The sequence below is a fragment of the Mesorhizobium loti R88b genome, from assembly GCF_013170845.1.
Classification (GTDB): Bacteria; Pseudomonadota; Alphaproteobacteria; order Rhizobiales; family Rhizobiaceae; genus Mesorhizobium; species Mesorhizobium loti_B.
Genome location: NZ_CP033367.1, coordinates 6,674,411 through 6,688,611, shown reverse-complemented (window position 1 = coordinate 6,688,611; position 14,201 = coordinate 6,674,411). Strand labels below are relative to the sequence as shown.

Genomic DNA, 14,201 nt, shown 5'->3' with positions numbered 1-14,201 from the left:
CCCCGCCGCATGACGCGGCTTCCTCGCGCCCGCTTCGCTTCAAAAAAGCTGCCCGCTCGGGTCCTTCGCTGCCGCTGCGGCCCTGCCGGGTTCGGGTGGTCCGGACGCGCCCATCACGGTCCGCCATCGCAGGGGAATGGTCCCCGGCGACAGCAAAAGGAGACAGGAAAATGACCGCGATCGGTTACGTCAACAAGCAGGAAAACGGCAGCTACAAAGGCCAGCTCAGGACACTCAGCGTCCGCGCCGACATCGACATCGTGCCCAATCGGAGCAAGTCCGCCGACAACCATCCCGACTTCCGGGTGCTGACGCAGGGCGTGGAGGTCGGCGCCGGCTGGGTCCGAACCGGGGAGACTTCCGGCAACGACTATGTGAGCTTGTCCATCGCCGCACCGGAGTTCGGTCCGCGCAAGCTCTACGCCAATCTCGGCCGCGCCGCCGGCCAAGACGATCAAGACACCTACGCCGTCATCTGGAACCCGGCCGACTGACCGGCCGGCTCAAGCCCTCGCGCCGCAACTCGGCGCGGGGGTTCCCGCCGACGCTCGCCCGAAGGGGCGGCGAAAACTCCCACCCGACTCTTCGCCCGTCCCCACGACGACCTCGTTCGCCGATCCTCGCGGTTGCTTGTCCGAAGCGAAACGAGGACCATCATGGACGACGAAAACGACCGCGCGGCCCGCGCCAAGAAGGGCAGTCCGTTTCTGAACACCGCGCAGGCTGCCTTCTATATCGGCCTGTCCCAGCGCACCCTGGAAAAGATGCGGCTGACCGGCGGCGGCCCGAAATACCGCAAGCATGGCCGCTATGTCCGCTACCACATCGACGAACTCGACGACTGGTCGAAAGGCCGCCCGCCAGAACCCGGCTCCGACGATGACAAGGGCGGGTCCGGCTCAGCCGACGAGGGAGCCCGCTCATGAGCCAGCGGCCTTCCATCCATCTGATCGGCAGCCGTTTGCGGCGCGTTCGGGCGCGCAAGGCAATCGCCATCGCCGCGATTGGCCTGAGCCTGACAGGCTTCACGGCGCTCCCAAAGCCGTCTCCCTTGCTGGTCTGGAACGCCTCGGCTAGCGCGCCGGTCGGTCTCTATCGCGTTGGGTCTGGCACGCCTGCGCGCGGCGATCTTGTGCTCGCCCGCCCGCCTGGCTTCGTTGCCTATCTCGCCGACCAACGCGGTTATCTGCCTCGCAATACACCGCTGGTGAAGCGTCTCGCCGCGCTGCCGGACGAGCATGTCTGCGCCTTTAGTAATGCCATCATCATAGGCGGCGAGATCGTCGCCCGTCGGCTCAAAATCGACACGCAAGGCCGTCCGCTGCCCTGGTGGAACGGCTGCCGAGCGCTCGCCCATGACGAGGTTTTCCTGCTCGGCAACGAAAAAAATCACTCCTTCGACAGTCGCTATTTCGGGCCGGTGCCGGCCGAAAACATCATCGGGAGGCTGGTGCCGCTATGGACCGAGTGACCCTCCTGATGCTCGGCATGATCGCCGTCGCGCCATGCGCCTGTTCCGCCTCGACCGGCGCTGAGCCAGCCGTCATCTCCCAAAGTCCGCAGCTGCAACGATGGCAGCACTTCGTATCGGAAGCAAGCGCACGCTTCCACATTCCCCAGGCCTGGATTTGCGCCGTCATCGATGCCGAAAGCCGCGGCAAGACCGTCCTCGATGGCCGTCCCATCACCTCCCGCGCCGGCGCCATGGGTCTTATGCAGGTGATGCCCGGCACCTATCAGGAGATGCGCGTCGAGCACGGTCTGGGAGCCGACCCGCACGATCCGCGCGACAACATCTTGGCCGGAACCGCCTATCTCAGCGCCATGTATAAGCGTTTCGGATTCCCCGGCCTGTTTGCCGCCTACAACGCTGGACCCGAGCGCTATGAAGGCCATTTGAAGCTTCGAAGGCCGCTGCCGAAAGAGACCGTTGCCTATCTGAAACAGCTTGAGGCGACGGGGATTTCGGCGGCCGACATGAACGAATTCAAAGGCCAATCCACAACTTCAAAGGGGCGGAACGCTCCCTCCGGACGCTCTTTGTTCTTCCTTCGCGACGGTGTTCGCGCCGGTGAAACGAATGGCGGCCTTTTCGTGCCGCTCGGCAGGGATCTCGCGCGGCCAAAGAAGCACAATGGCTAGCGATGTTGAGGGCATCCGGGAGGGGCCAGGGACGCTTAAGGCGAGGGGCGCGTAAGGCAAGATAAAGGCACCGCCTCCATGAGGCGGCGAAGCCTTTGTCTGCACATCGTTTTTGCCGGAGGCTGCCGGCGGCGCCAGGAGGGTGGGCCAGCGAGACTCAGGTTTCGCTTGAATTTGCCCGGAGGCTGGTATGCAGGACGATGAGTTCAGGCCGAAGCTCGGCAAGATCGGCTCGCGCGGCTCGAAAGCAGGCAAGCGCTATGCCGGCCAGGTCAAGGCAGCGATCAACCGAGCCGGCGGCCGCCTCCAGCGCGGCGGTCGCTTCACGGGGAGCCGGACAGGCCGGGGCGGGGCGGCGGCCGCGCTGCTCAAGTCACGCGACCGGTATGCCGCCTTCCGGCAGCGGCGGGTGATGGTCAAGGCGCGGATTGTGAAGCTGGCCGGCAAGGGTTCGGACCGAGCGCGTGCGCATCTGCGCTACATCCAGCGCGATGGCGTCACCAGGGAAGGCGAACCCGGCAAACTCTATGGCCCCGGCAGTGATCGCATCGACAGTAAGGCCTTCGTCGATCGCGCGGATAGCGACCGGCATCAATTCCGCTTCATCGTCGCTCCCGAGGATGGTATCGACTATGACGACCTCAAGCCGCTCGCCCGCCGTCTCATGGCGCAGATGCAAGAGGACCTCGGTACGAAGCTCGACTGGGTTGCCGTCGACCATTTCAACACCGGCCATCCGCACACCCATATCATTGTCCGCGGCAAGGATGATCGCGGCGAAAACCTCGTCATCGCGCGGGAGTATATTTCGAGCGGCATTCGCGAGCGGGCGGCCGAACTGGTGAGCCTCGACCTCGGTCCCCGCACCGACCGCGAGATTGAACAGCGCTTGCGCCAGGAAATGGAGCAGGAACGCTTCACCAGCATCGACCGGCAGCTGCTGCGCATGCGCGATGAGGACCGACTTGTTTCTACGGACGGCCGCGACGCCTTTCGCCAGACGCTGCATCAAGGCCGTCTGCGCAAGCTCGAGCGGATGGGCTTAGCCGAGGAGGTCGACCCGGTCCGCTGGCGCCTGGATGATGAGCTGGAAGCCACGCTGCGCCGCACCGGCGAACGCGGCGACATCATCAAGACCATGCACCGCGAGCTGACTGGCAAGGGGCTCGCTCGCAGTGCCGCCGATTACCTTGTCCACGATCGACGTGAAGAGCCCTCCCCACCGGTCGTCGGCCGCCTCGCCGCGCGCGGGCTCGCCGACGAAATCAACGATCGGCATTACCTCATCGTCGACGGCGTTGACGGCAAAAGCCATTGGATAGACATCGGCAAAGGCGAGTTGACAGAACCGACGCCCGACGGCTGCATCGTGCGTGTCACGTCGAGGGATACCAAGCCCAGGCAAGTCGACCGTACAATCGCCGACATCGCTACCGCACACGGCGGCCGTTACAGCGTCGATATGCACCTCAAGCATGATGCGTTCGCCACCGAAAGCTTTGCCGAGACGCATATCCGCCGGCTGGAGGCGATCCGGCGCTCCACCGGCGGCGTGGAGCGCGAGCCGAATGGCACTTGGATCATCGCGCCGGATCATCTCGATCGTGTCGCGGAATACGAGCGCCTGCGGGCCAGGGTCGAGCCTGTGATAGTCGAGAAGCTCTCATCAATGCCGCTGGAACGCCAAGTCAGCTTCGAAGGCGCCACCTGGCTCGACCGGAACCTGGTTGCCGAGAGACCGGAGCCGTTGCGCAACTCAGGCTTCGGGCATGAGGTGCGGGAGGCGCATGCCCGTCGGCGGCAGTGGCTGATCGCGCAAGGCCTCGCGCACGAAGAACAGGACCGGGTCGTCTATCGTGCCAACATGATTTCGATCCTGCGCCAGCGCGAGCTGAACCGTGTCGCCGGCCAGCTGTCGGATCAGCTCGGTCTCTCGTATGCCGAAGCGCAGCCTGGAGAACGAATAGAAGGCACGCTGCGCCGATCGGTCGAGCTTGCCAGCGGCAAATATGCCGTGATCGAGAAGTCGCGCGAGTTCACGCTCGTGCCATGGAGGCCGGTGCTTGATCGGTACATCGGAAAGGAGGTTTCCGGTGTGGCGCGTGGGGAGGCTATCTCATGGACCCTCGGACGGCAGAGGAGCGGACATAGCGTTTCGTAGTGGCGCGCACATCGCCGCTCGGCGGCAACGGAGACATTCGCGCGTCTGCTTAGGCGGCGGAGACATCGCTTAGCTGTACGACGCTCTTGCCGTATTTGCGCCTGTAAGCGGCAATGAAATCGTCATCGCTACAGATGCAGCGGCCGCTGGAATCCTTGGCCTTCGGATCGTGCAAGTGGGAGCCAAGTGGGCGCAGAAGATTCACCCGAGTGCTCGTCGTTGGGCCCACGGGAAAACCCGCGCTATGTTTGACGAGCTCGGCGGCAAGCATAATCCCGGCAAGCGCTGACTGGAAGGCCATCGGAACCACGGTTCGAACGCGGCGACTTCCATCACTGAGCTGGAACACCAGACCGCCGCAGATAGCCTGCTGATAAAAGGAACGCAGGGGCTGGCCAACAAACGGGGCTAGCGGTTCAAACGGCACAGCCATCGCTGTAGCCACCCGAACTACAAAGTCGTTGGGAACTCCGGCATTGGTCTGCAGGAGCGTTTTCACCTGCTCGTGTGCTTCCGGTATTCCGAGTTCCTCGGCAATCAGCTGGTGCTCGTCCTTGGATTTCCCGGACGGCAGGTACATGCAACAAAGGCAAGCTTGGCCGTCATCGAACCCGTGCCGCGAGATGCCGAGGTCGTGCTCCTGCGTCCAGGCATTCGCGATCCATCGGGGCAGAGCACCTTGGACCGCCAGACGGTCGGCGGCGGTGTCAAGCGCCACACCCACTCGGTCGAAGACCCAGTCGCCGTGGCGCGCAACATATTCTGCCCACGTCAGCGGGTGCGCCTCGACCCCAAGGGCCGTCGATCTAAGGGCGGTGGCTGCAAGAACCGCCTTGGACATGCCAATCTCCGCCTGGCCGGCCAAGGCGTAGCGCTGCAGGTTTGAGAGTTCGATTGCTTCGTGATCGATTACATGCAGACGACCAGTGAGACCGGGTTGTCTCGCTAGCGCCCAAAGCGAGCCATGGCCTATCGCACCGAGCCCAACGAGGTGCGTTTCGCCAAGGTCGACAGGTATGTCGATCGGGCCTGCCTCGCCGGCTCTGGTCTTGTCGTAGCTGTATAACGAGAGGTCGATGGTTTCGTCTAACTCGGCGCCGGTCAGCTGGGCGGCGAAGATGGTTCGAAAGACGTTGGCGGCGCCGAAGCAACTGGCGGCGCCAGCTCCATAGGGCAGCAAACTCGAGCCGGAGCCCACCGGGTCCGTACGCGACAGCTTTGCCGCCCAACCGTCCGATCCCATGAAAAAGGTCGGGCACCGGAGTGGTGGGCGCGTCACCCCTGCAACTACGCAGATGGTGGCAGACTTGCCGGAACGCCGGATGCCAACTTTTGGATTTATCGACTTTGCCAAGCGCTCCAGCGCTTGGGCTTGAGAGCTTGCCGCGCTGCCCAGCGGGAGTATCGCCAGAACTGGATAGAGCCTGGCGAGCAACCTCACCGCAAGATCTAGTGTCGCCTGGCCTTCGGCGCAGGAAGCGGCTTGATCGTCAAAGGCGACGGCCACGACCTGCTTTTCAAGAGCTGCTTTAAAGTCCTCCAGATGAAAATCGGCTAGGACCTAGATGCCGCCGTGGCGGCGCGGCCGATAAAGTTAGCGAGTGCCATTGTTCAACTCGTTATTGTGATCATTCGCGACAGTGCCGCGGAAGGGAGCGCATTCCAGTTGGCTTTTCCGTCGAGCCGATAGGCGGCGACTCGAGCAAAATCGAAAGGCTCGCGGGCGAAATTCGGCACTACCAGCGACAGACACCCAACCGTGGTAGCAACCGCATAAGCATCGTCGGTCGTCGAATGGTAGGCTCGGCCCGGATGGCTATGGATCTGGGCCAAGAGTTTCAGGCCGCTATTGTAGAGCCAGACATTAAGCCGGTGCAGTTCCTCGGCCGGAACCATCACGCAAACACCATCGCCCGTCCGAATGTGACGCTGCGCCGGGATAACGGTCTCTGTTACGGCAAAATGCTGGTCTTGCTGAACGCCGACCCAGAGCGCCATCCCCTCATTGCCTTCGCGACCAACCGAGCGCAGATGCGCATGCACAGTCGAGATGCAGTGGCGCGGGAGCGTCACGGTCGTTACATCCATCAAAACGCTCATTCCGGGATGGCGGATGGGGGTACTACCATCGCTCCCACTGAGATTTGGAACTGATACTGTATCTGCTCCACGGGGCCGGTCCCGTACTTGATGATCTTGTCCAGGATAAAGGCCAAACAGCCTTCGCCAGAACCCCGGTGGAGAAGCCATGAGTCACCTGAATGGGCTGGATTGTCGTGGTATTCCCGGACGCCTGCCATGCACAGGAATGGCGTATGTTCCGCACTGTTGGCCTGGAGGAAGTCCGATAGCGACAGAGCTTTCTGCTGCATGAGGACCGAAATCATACCCGGTGGGGTTCCGGGTAGATGCGGTCGTCTGAGCATACTTAGCAGTAAATCCTTGCGGGCAACCGGCCGGCGGGTAAAGGGGTCGACGAAGACTACCGACGGAGGTCGGAGGTCGTAATTGGAGAAGTCGATCTCGACAGCTGCACCGATTATCTGTGGCCTTATCTTGGGCGGTGCGAAGATGAAGAAGGCAGTAGGGAATCTCGCCTCGATCAGGAAACAACCCTGAGCCCGGTAAGCGCCCGCTTGCGTTTGGAACCAGCCGATCTGCCGATCGAATTTCGCTCGCGAGACCGCAGGGTCCACAGTCTGGATTTCAGGCACCTGCTACACCCGCCTTCAGGCTGAGGAACAGGGTCACAATGTTCGCGAAACCGAAATCGCCAACTTTTTTGTCCACGTCGAGCAGGTTGCCGGCCTCATCCTTGAATTCCCAATTCTCGGCCGGCTGGGCGACGTTCTGCGTGTTCTCAAGGGCTTTGGCACGAACGACGTGAAGCGGCTGGTTGGGATTGGCTTCGACCTGCGTGGGCTGGCCGTTCACCACCACCGTGATCTCGATCTTGCCTGGCCCGCCGCCGTGATCGCCCTTACCCGAATCCTTCGACATTTGTCCTACTCCTGTGGCTTGCCAACCGGCCCCAGGCGCTTGTGCCCACCCGCTAGTGAGACCGGCGATCTTCAATCGTCCACTCGGCGCCACGGGCCGCGAGTACGCAAAAGACAGGGGATAAGCTACCGAATCGGTGCTACCTTCTTTTATGCGTGACTTGAGCGGCAAGTAAACGGGCTGAAATTGCGCTTCACAACTATAATCGATTAGAGCAATACGAAAATATTGGCGATACACCTATTTCATGTGCTCTTTCACGCGCCTGCTCCACTGACGGCCCCCGTGCAAGTCCGCCGGCCGGTATGATTTCAGGTTCGATTGGGCGGGCGCTGTGACGGTTTGGCTGCGGCGGCTCCTAGCCGCTGCAATCTTGACGGAGGGTTTATCGAATAGGCAATCACGCGGAGCTTTAGAGTTGGTGATCCGAGCTCGGCCTATTCGAAAGGTGGCTCGGAAGCAGGTCGCCGTGACCAACACCGGGTACCGGGATAGTCGCGACGAGAAGACGGGACTGTCCGGATTGACGTGAGTGGCTGCACCAAACCGTCGTCCGGGTGTGCCCGAAGAGTGATGTTATCCAGCTAACTTGTTGCGAGTGGAAAGAGTAGAGTTAAGCGACTGATAATGCAACATTATCATTCGTTGTTGACGCACGACAGGCTGTGCGTTTTGGCACAAAAGTCATGGCCATAAGCGCACCGGCACTTTACTCTCCAAATCATGATTCGCCTTGATCCCGCGACCGCCAGCTCGGGTGCGCCGCCCTCCGTTCCGGCTTGGGCGATCACAAGCGCCGGCGCGCCGAGCGACGGCGCCGCCGCCTTCCGGGCCGGCGCCGCCCTGGGTGTCCTCGACACGCTCGCCCGCGCACAGCCTGCCTGGGCCGGCGTTTGGCGGCAGCGGCTGGCGCTGAGCTGCGCCGCCGCCAGCATGCGGCTCGCCGGCCGCGCCGAGGACGCGGCCGCCTTGCGCGACGCCTGGTATCTGCGCCCAGCCGGGGCCGACTCCGGACCCGCGGGCACCATCTTTGGCGCCTGGCGGCAGTTGGCCGGACAGCCGCCCGTCGCTACCCCTGACCGGCTCGAAAAGATACTCGACCAGCTCGGGTTCCATTGGGAGAGCGCGGCGCTCGCCGACCTCTGTAGGGACATTGAAAACCTGGCGCGGTCGCAGCGACCGGCGCCGTTCGCCGCCGCGGCGATCGTCGCTCACGTCGTCGCCATGAGGCCCGATGCCGAGCTTTTTGGTTGGTGGCTCGCCGACCTAGTGCTGGCGCAAAGCCTGGGGTGGCCGCAGCCCCTGCCGCTGCTGATGGCTCAGGCCTTTGGTCCGGCTTTTCGCCCCGACGGCGGCGGCAAACGCATCCGGCCAGGGGACAAGAATTTTGAGCGGGCGGTCTGCGTCGCGCTGGTTCACGCTGCGGCCGATGCCTGCCGGCTGGCCACCGAGTTGTCGCGCCGCGCCGCAAAACTCCTGGCGGTGGCGCCGAAATTGCGCTCCAAAGGCGCCGGCGAGGTGGTCTTCCTGCTGTTCAACGAAGACGCCGTCTCTGGATCGCTGACGACGAAGAATCTGTCGCGCTTTGCATCCCGGCGGCTGTTCGAGCGGCTGCAGCAACTGGAGGCCGTGCGCGAGCTCTCCGACCGTCCCACCTTCCGGCTGTTTGGACTCTAGCGATGAGCGAAGCCTCTGCCCGCCGCAAGTCGAACGATCAGCCGGCGCTGCTTGACACCGAGCTCGATCACCTGCCGCCAGAACTGCGCTGGCGTGAGTGGATGGGCCGGGTGGAGGCGGTGATCTTTGCGGCAAATGAACCAGTGACACGCAGTGTCCTCGCGCGGGTGGTGGGAAGGAATTGCAATATCGAGCTGGTCATCGACGACATCCGCGCCGAGCTCGCCGGCCGCCCCTATGAACTGGTCGCGGTCGCTGGCGGCTGGCAGCACCGGACCAAGAAAATTTTTGGCGACGCCATCCGCGCCGCCTTCGGCACGGCAGCGGGCGAGGGGGCAAAAGAACTGTCGCAGGCGGAGGCACTGGTTTTGATGTGCATTGCCTATTTCCAGCCGATCACGCGCGGCGAGCTGTCTAGCTTTTTCGGCAAGGAGGTGTCGCGCGACCTGATCGGCGTGCTGCGGGGGCAGGACCTCATCGCCTCGGGGCCGCGCTCGCCGCAGCCGGGCGCGCCATACACCTATGTAACGACGAAGACTTTCCTGTCGCAGTTCGGGCTCGACACGCTGCGCCAGCTGCCCGAATTCGAGGCACTGGAGGATGCAGGCCTGCTGTCGAAGGAGAAGCTGCTGGCCGGCGACATCGTGCCGGGGTTTTCTTCCAACCATCGAAACGCCCACCCAGAGATCGAGGATTGACTGTCCGGGGCGCGTAGCAACCGCCGGCAGTTGCGTGTCCGAAATGTGTGCAGCATTCACCGCTGCATTCTCGCAATCCCGCGTACCGCGCGTCTTGGCGGCCACCCGGCTCCTCGCAGTGAAACGCCCCGACCTCTTCGTCTGCGTGAACGGTGGCAACACGGCAGGTCTCGCTACTCCCTCTCGTCTGCGCCCACCACCATCGGGTTGAAGAACTACTGGGAGCGGGTGATCGACCCCATCCAACAGGCACCTTGGTACAAGACCCCGCGCCCCACGACATGGGAAATGGAGATGTGGGATGTCCGTGTTGCTATGCTCGATGCTATCTACTACCAGCCAAAGCCCATTGAGGGCCCAACATAGGGCTGGATTACCCTCTTACTCGCCGAGCGTTCTTTATGGACGAAAACGAGACTTACCTGTGGTGCGGCGTCTTCCGCGATCTCAACTCGGAGGCCCGACTGTCGCTGACCCAACTCGTGATTAAGGGTGGCGCCGTCAAAGGCACCCCGGATCAAATTGGTGCGCGACTGGGGCGGACACGGACGCTGGCGCTACTCCGCGTCAAGGCGACTGACCGCATCGTCGGCGTCGCCACGCTAAAAAACCCCCACTCCGGATACCGGGTAAATACGTTCGCCGCAGCGGCGGCTCCGATCGCAGGCTACGAAACTGCGCCGGAGTTGGGATATGTTGTGATCGCCAAAGAGATGCAGGGCAAACGGCTCTCCGGCGGCCTCGTCGAGGCTATCCTCAAAGAGCTCCGCGAGCCTGCCTATGCCACGACCGACAGCAACACCATGAGAAACAATCTTGAGCGGTCCGGATTCACTAGGGCGGGGCGGGAATGGCAAGGCAAGAGGGGTACACTCTCGCTCTGGACGTTCGTTCCTCGTCAAGGGGCATGACCTTCTGCGAGAGATGCGCGAGGAAGGATCCTGCCGGACGTCTCATCATAGTCCGTTTGAAGAATTTGCCCGGCTTCACTGAGTAGGAATAGGATGACGTCGTACTGCACTTTCCTCATATTCAATCCCACTCACGTTGAGGCAGTCGATTTTATGTGCTCGGCTGCGGGCTGGAAAATTCGCTTTATTGCCGACCCGTCAGAACGATTTTGGTTCTACAAAAATGGGGTGACGGAAATCTCGCATCCTGACGCGCTCACTATGCGGCCGACCGGCTCTATAGCCGGCCAACTAATGGTCATCGATTCGGACGAGACGACGGCCAACAACATCATTGGGCTGGTTCGTGCGGCGAACGACGTTATCGAAGGAAATTACAAGCAAGACGCCCCATTCCGCCGAGGTTTTGAACTGCCTGACGATCCATCTGAACAAACAGGCGTTTTCTGCGATGTGTTTCGGAGTCATGGTTTCTTTGAGCAATTCAGCCATGATCCCGACTTCCCGCTTGCAGTGGCGCTGGCTGCAACTGCGTGGCAGGACAGACGTCTGGTGTATGCGATCCACAAACTATCGCGAAGCTTCGAAACGGAGAGCATCACATGGTGGTCAACCCACCCTAGGTATGGCCAGATCTTCGACAAGCGCTCCCAGCTCCACTCAGCTCACGTAAACACCTCGATAGCAATCAATCTTGCCTTCTCAGCGATTGAAGAGATCAAACTCCAAGTGAAGTCTAGCGCAGCTAAAGCGCGGTTTCTGGCGGGCGAGTGGAACCCTGCCGTGTTGAAAGATATTTTGGATAGACTCCAGGAGGCGGGGATAGACGTTGACCAAAAGGTGAATTGGATCGTGAGGGGCGAGATATCCAGGTCGGAAGATAGGATCAAGCCAACGCTTGGGGCGCCGGCTCCGTATAGCGACGGTCAAGTTGTTCGTGATGTCGAATTGACAATCCCCGACGCACTCCACATCAGTAGCTTCATTCGAAATTTCATGACGGCACATGGATTCAGCGATTCCTCTGAATTCCTTGGCCCGTATGAGGTTTTCAACGTTGAAAGTTTGGCTCGCCGGCTCATCCTCTCGAAAGCTCAATTGTGGAATGTCAGTACCGACGATATTTTACGGCGGACCAGTTCTGAAAATTGACGGCTAACCCATTCTTCCCGTGCTAGATCGTCAAGGAAATGCGGCTTGGCGGTAGATGCCTGCTGCGTGAGCATTGATCGCCGCTCAGCCATTGCCACAGTCGTCGGACATTGACGAATGCTCCTTAACCAGAAGGCAACGCATCGTTACCAATACGCTCGATTGCGATCACGGGTCCTGCGAAACCCGATCCGGAAAACTGACCGCCTAGCCGTCGACGTCGTGGAAAATTAAGCCAGGTCCGTCAGAGGGCAGTACTGCCGATTTCTCCATCGAGGTGGGGCTCCAGGCCGAGCTATCAGGAGCCGATTGTAGGGACTCAAGTTCTTCGATGTGGACGTCGATCTCGGCGTAAAGTTCGTCAAAAGAGTCGTCGCTTTTCAGCTCAAAGTAGGCCTGCGCGACCTTCAGATTTTCCTTGAATTCCTTGTACATGCCCGGCGCGTCCTCGGAGGAAAATCGACTAAATTCACCGAATACGCTGGGAATGTCTGAGAGCCATTCCTTACGAAACGCCTCGGCGTAGTCGGCGAACTCAGCATCCTTGAATATCTGTCGGAGCAATGTGTCCGTCAGCGGCTTGGCGTCCAGCCAAGTGATCGATTGCTCGCGGATGTCCGCCACCATTTTCTGGCGCACTTCTTCCGGCAGAAGGCCCCACGACGCCAGGGCGGCGATCAGGAGTTTTCCGCCAAGCGCCTGACCGCTCGCAGGCGCCCGTGCGGCCCACTCCAAAATGTCTGGCCGGGCCTCCAGTACCATGGCGAGAAAGGCTCTTTCACAGCGTGCGCCTAGGAAAGACTTCAACGATTCATCCAAAGGGCTGGCCTTCAGCCGCTCGATGAGCCCCGGGTAGAGAGCGGGAGGGACCCGGATCCGCCCGTCTTCTGCTGCCTTTGAATTACACGCGACTTCACCGAGCAGGCGGTCGAGTTTAGCGCCGTGAGCATAAAGCTCTACCAGTTCGGGCGAGGCTGCGACGAGGGTGGCGAAGGCGTCGGTAATCGTTGGATGGCGGAACACCCACCGGTTGCCATCATCCTCCGATATTAGTCGGGTCAAACTGTCGTTGAGATGCTGCATCGCACGAGCCAGATCGGCGGGCTTTACGCCCACGAGACGAGTGACCATTTCGAGAGCTGGACTCGCGGTGATAGGGGAGGGTACTCCGGCTTGCGAATTCAGGAAGATGAGGGCGACTGCGGCGCGGGACGCGTCGTCCAGCTGCGCCAGCACCTCGGTCAGGAACTCAACCGGGTGCTCCACTAGGCGCGTTAGACGTTCCTCGCCGATGATGAGGTTCTTGGTGAAGAGCGGATCGCCAAGCCGGCGAGCAGTTTCCGGCAAAAACGCTTTGCTGACGGCGATGGCGGGGAGGAATGGCTTCAGGCGATGGCGTATCTGCTGGGGCTGGGCGCGGCGAACGTGATTGTACAGCATCTGAGCTCGCTCCTCGTCGGAGAGCGCATGGACGTTGACAACCACTTGGCTTTCCTTGAGCAGAGAGAAGGAACTTGTTTTCAAGTGGGGTTTGGCGGCCTCCCAGATGTAGTTGCGGGAGGTGAAGACGATACGCGCGCCACCTTCGACAGCGGCGCGCAGGGTACCAAGTTCGGCATTCCAGCGGCTCATCCGAGAAGCGTCGAAGTGATTGGGACCAAACGCATCGTCGACCCAGAGGAACTGCCTCTCCCCCGGGTGCCACAGGTTAAGCTGATCCGGTGAGTTGATCTTCAAGGCGCCCAGGCAGCCGTCATCGATGGCGCCGAGCGCCAAAATTGCCGCGATCGTGGATTTGCCGGAGGCGGGGTCGCCCAATAGAATTACAAAGCCGTGTTCCTGCAATGCTTTCACTGCCGACCGGTAGGCGTCCGTCGGCACGAAGCAGCTGAGGTCGGACCCCATCGATTCCAGAATGGCCTTGGCCTGCTTGTAACCATGACCGGTTATGATGTGGGACAAGTCGCCGATGCCGTAGACGCGGGGCACCAGCATGCGCAGCTTGGGGTTCTCGGTCAGCTGCTGGATAATCCATGTTCCGCCGAATGTGCGGCATCTCTTGACGCCCGCACCTTCAAATGCCGCGCAGATCTGAGCGTCGGCATCACCGGAAACGCCGGCGTTGGTCAGGATGATGTAGTCTTCCGCGAGGCCATCAGCCGCAAGCTTTTCCGCTTTGGGCAGTTCGTCTTTTAAATCGGACAGAGCTAGGTTTGCTCCCGGCTTTCCAAGAAACTTGCATTGGATTGTTGACTTGGAGGTGGCACCGTCCGAGTCTTCCCAGCGCCCTAAGAACGCGGCGTCGCGTCCGCCGTCATTCGATCCGAGAAACGTTTGTACGGGCCGCTTCAATATCTCCGCGGCTACGGCAGCAGCTAAGTCCTGGAATGCCTTCCAACCAAGTGCACTGAGGTCGTAGCTCATAATCCCGCACCCCGTCTTCGATGTCTTAGGCCGGAT

The 14,201-nt window shown here is 61.3% G+C and carries 14 protein-coding genes; 9 read left to right on the top strand and 5 right to left on the bottom strand.

The features are described 5' to 3' along the window. Positions 1–170 precede the first annotated feature (170 nt). The 5 genes from EB235_RS32345 to rlxS all read left to right on the top strand — a co-directional run bounded on the left by EB235_RS32345 (position 171) and on the right by rlxS (position 4,303). A complete protein-coding gene (locus EB235_RS32345; protein ID WP_027033381.1) occupies positions 171–494 on the top strand; it encodes a DUF736 domain-containing protein in 324 nt (107 codons plus the stop codon). A gap of 162 nt (positions 495–656) precedes the next feature. Further along, positions 657–926: a helix-turn-helix transcriptional regulator gene (locus EB235_RS32340; protein WP_006328932.1), complete on the top strand. Its 270-nt coding sequence runs from the start codon at positions 657–659 to the stop codon at positions 924–926. Next, positions 923–1,471, top strand: coding sequence for a S26 family signal peptidase (locus EB235_RS32335; RefSeq protein ID WP_027033382.1), 549 nt, complete (start codon positions 923–925; stop codon positions 1,469–1,471). Before EB235_RS32340 ends, EB235_RS32335 begins: the two co-directional genes overlap by 4 nt. Next, the gene (locus EB235_RS32330) at positions 1,459–2,142 is read left to right on the top strand and encodes a lytic transglycosylase domain-containing protein (protein WP_027033383.1); all 684 of its coding nucleotides are present in this window, start codon (positions 1,459–1,461) and stop codon (positions 2,140–2,142) included. Before EB235_RS32335 ends, EB235_RS32330 begins: the two co-directional genes overlap by 13 nt. 190 nt (positions 2,143–2,332) lie before the next feature. Next, positions 2,333–4,303 (top strand): relaxase/mobilization nuclease RlxS, encoded by a 1,971-nt coding sequence (rlxS, locus tag EB235_RS32325; RefSeq protein ID WP_027033384.1) that lies wholly within the window; start codon positions 2,333–2,335, stop codon positions 4,301–4,303. Positions 4,304–4,352: 49 nt separating this feature from the next. Here the strand turns inward: rlxS and EB235_RS32320 are convergent, their stop codons facing one another. The 4 genes from EB235_RS32320 to EB235_RS32305 all read right to left on the bottom strand — a co-directional run bounded on the left by EB235_RS32320 (position 4,353) and on the right by EB235_RS32305 (position 7,303). Beyond that, positions 4,353–5,810 (bottom strand): E2 ligase fold family C protein, encoded by a 1,458-nt coding sequence (locus EB235_RS32320; RefSeq protein WP_224713147.1) that lies wholly within the window; start codon positions 5,808–5,810, stop codon positions 4,353–4,355. A gap of 104 nt (positions 5,811–5,914) precedes the next feature. Beyond that, positions 5,915–6,391 (bottom strand): Mov34/MPN/PAD-1 family protein, encoded by a 477-nt coding sequence (locus tag EB235_RS32315; protein ID WP_224713146.1) that lies wholly within the window; start codon positions 6,389–6,391, stop codon positions 5,915–5,917. Positions 6,392–6,399: 8 nt separating this feature from the next. Further along, positions 6,400–7,017 carry a putative metal-binding protein gene (locus EB235_RS32310; RefSeq protein WP_027033386.1) on the bottom strand — a complete coding sequence of 206 codons (618 nt, stop codon included), beginning with the start codon at positions 7,015–7,017 and terminating at the stop codon, positions 6,400–6,402. After that, complete coding sequence (locus EB235_RS32305; RefSeq protein WP_027033387.1) at positions 7,010–7,303, bottom strand: DUF2604 domain-containing protein; 294 nt, start codon at positions 7,301–7,303, stop codon at positions 7,010–7,012. The genes EB235_RS32310 and EB235_RS32305 overlap by 8 nt, the downstream gene beginning before the upstream one ends. Before the next feature lie 723 nt (positions 7,304–8,026). Between EB235_RS32305 and EB235_RS32300 the strand changes: the two genes are divergently transcribed. From EB235_RS32300 to EB235_RS32285, 4 genes are all read left to right on the top strand, one after another. Beyond that, positions 8,027–8,980 (top strand): DUF1403 family protein, encoded by a 954-nt coding sequence (locus EB235_RS32300; protein WP_027033388.1) that lies wholly within the window; start codon positions 8,027–8,029, stop codon positions 8,978–8,980. Positions 8,981–8,982: 2 nt separating this feature from the next. Beyond that, complete coding sequence (gene scpB, locus EB235_RS32295; protein WP_027033389.1) at positions 8,983–9,678, top strand: SMC-Scp complex subunit ScpB; 696 nt, start codon at positions 8,983–8,985, stop codon at positions 9,676–9,678. Between the two features lie 401 nt (positions 9,679–10,079). After that, positions 10,080–10,589, top strand: coding sequence for a hypothetical protein (locus tag EB235_RS32290; RefSeq protein ID WP_027033390.1), 510 nt, complete (start codon positions 10,080–10,082; stop codon positions 10,587–10,589). A gap of 93 nt (positions 10,590–10,682) precedes the next feature. Continuing rightward, positions 10,683–11,741, top strand: coding sequence for a hypothetical protein (locus tag EB235_RS32285; RefSeq protein WP_027033391.1), 1,059 nt, complete (start codon positions 10,683–10,685; stop codon positions 11,739–11,741). A 207-nt stretch (positions 11,742–11,948) separates the two neighbouring features. On the opposite strand, the gene EB235_RS32280 is transcribed toward EB235_RS32285, so the two are convergent. After that, positions 11,949–14,165 (bottom strand): hypothetical protein, encoded by a 2,217-nt coding sequence (locus EB235_RS32280; protein ID WP_152536314.1) that lies wholly within the window; start codon positions 14,163–14,165, stop codon positions 11,949–11,951. Positions 14,166–14,201 lie beyond the last annotated feature (36 nt).

What these genes read in the sequence shown, in the direction of transcription:
- rlxS (WP_027033384.1), top strand. Translation starts at nt 2,333, where the DNA reads ATGCAGGACGATGAGTTCAGGCCGAAGCTCGGCAAGATCGGCTCGCGC.
- EB235_RS32285 (WP_027033391.1), top strand. Translation starts at nt 10,683, where the DNA reads ATGACGTCGTACTGCACTTTCCTCATATTCAATCCCACTCACGTTGAG.
- EB235_RS32315 (WP_224713146.1), bottom strand. Translation starts at nt 6,391, where the DNA reads ATGGATGTAACGACCGTGACGCTCCCGCGCCACTGCATCTCGACTGTG.
- EB235_RS32345 (WP_027033381.1), top strand. Translation starts at nt 171, where the DNA reads ATGACCGCGATCGGTTACGTCAACAAGCAGGAAAACGGCAGCTACAAA.
- EB235_RS32290 (WP_027033390.1), top strand. Translation starts at nt 10,080, where the DNA reads ATGGACGAAAACGAGACTTACCTGTGGTGCGGCGTCTTCCGCGATCTC.
- EB235_RS32335 (WP_027033382.1), top strand. Translation starts at nt 923, where the DNA reads ATGAGCCAGCGGCCTTCCATCCATCTGATCGGCAGCCGTTTGCGGCGC.
- EB235_RS32300 (WP_027033388.1), top strand. Translation starts at nt 8,027, where the DNA reads ATGATTCGCCTTGATCCCGCGACCGCCAGCTCGGGTGCGCCGCCCTCC.
- EB235_RS32340 (WP_006328932.1), top strand. Translation starts at nt 657, where the DNA reads ATGGACGACGAAAACGACCGCGCGGCCCGCGCCAAGAAGGGCAGTCCG.
- scpB (WP_027033389.1), top strand. Translation starts at nt 8,983, where the DNA reads ATGAGCGAAGCCTCTGCCCGCCGCAAGTCGAACGATCAGCCGGCGCTG.
- EB235_RS32305 (WP_027033387.1), bottom strand. Translation starts at nt 7,303, where the DNA reads ATGTCGAAGGATTCGGGTAAGGGCGATCACGGCGGCGGGCCAGGCAAG.
- EB235_RS32330 (WP_027033383.1), top strand. Translation starts at nt 1,459, where the DNA reads ATGGACCGAGTGACCCTCCTGATGCTCGGCATGATCGCCGTCGCGCCA.
- EB235_RS32280 (WP_152536314.1), bottom strand. Translation starts at nt 14,165, where the DNA reads ATGAGCTACGACCTCAGTGCACTTGGTTGGAAGGCATTCCAGGACTTA.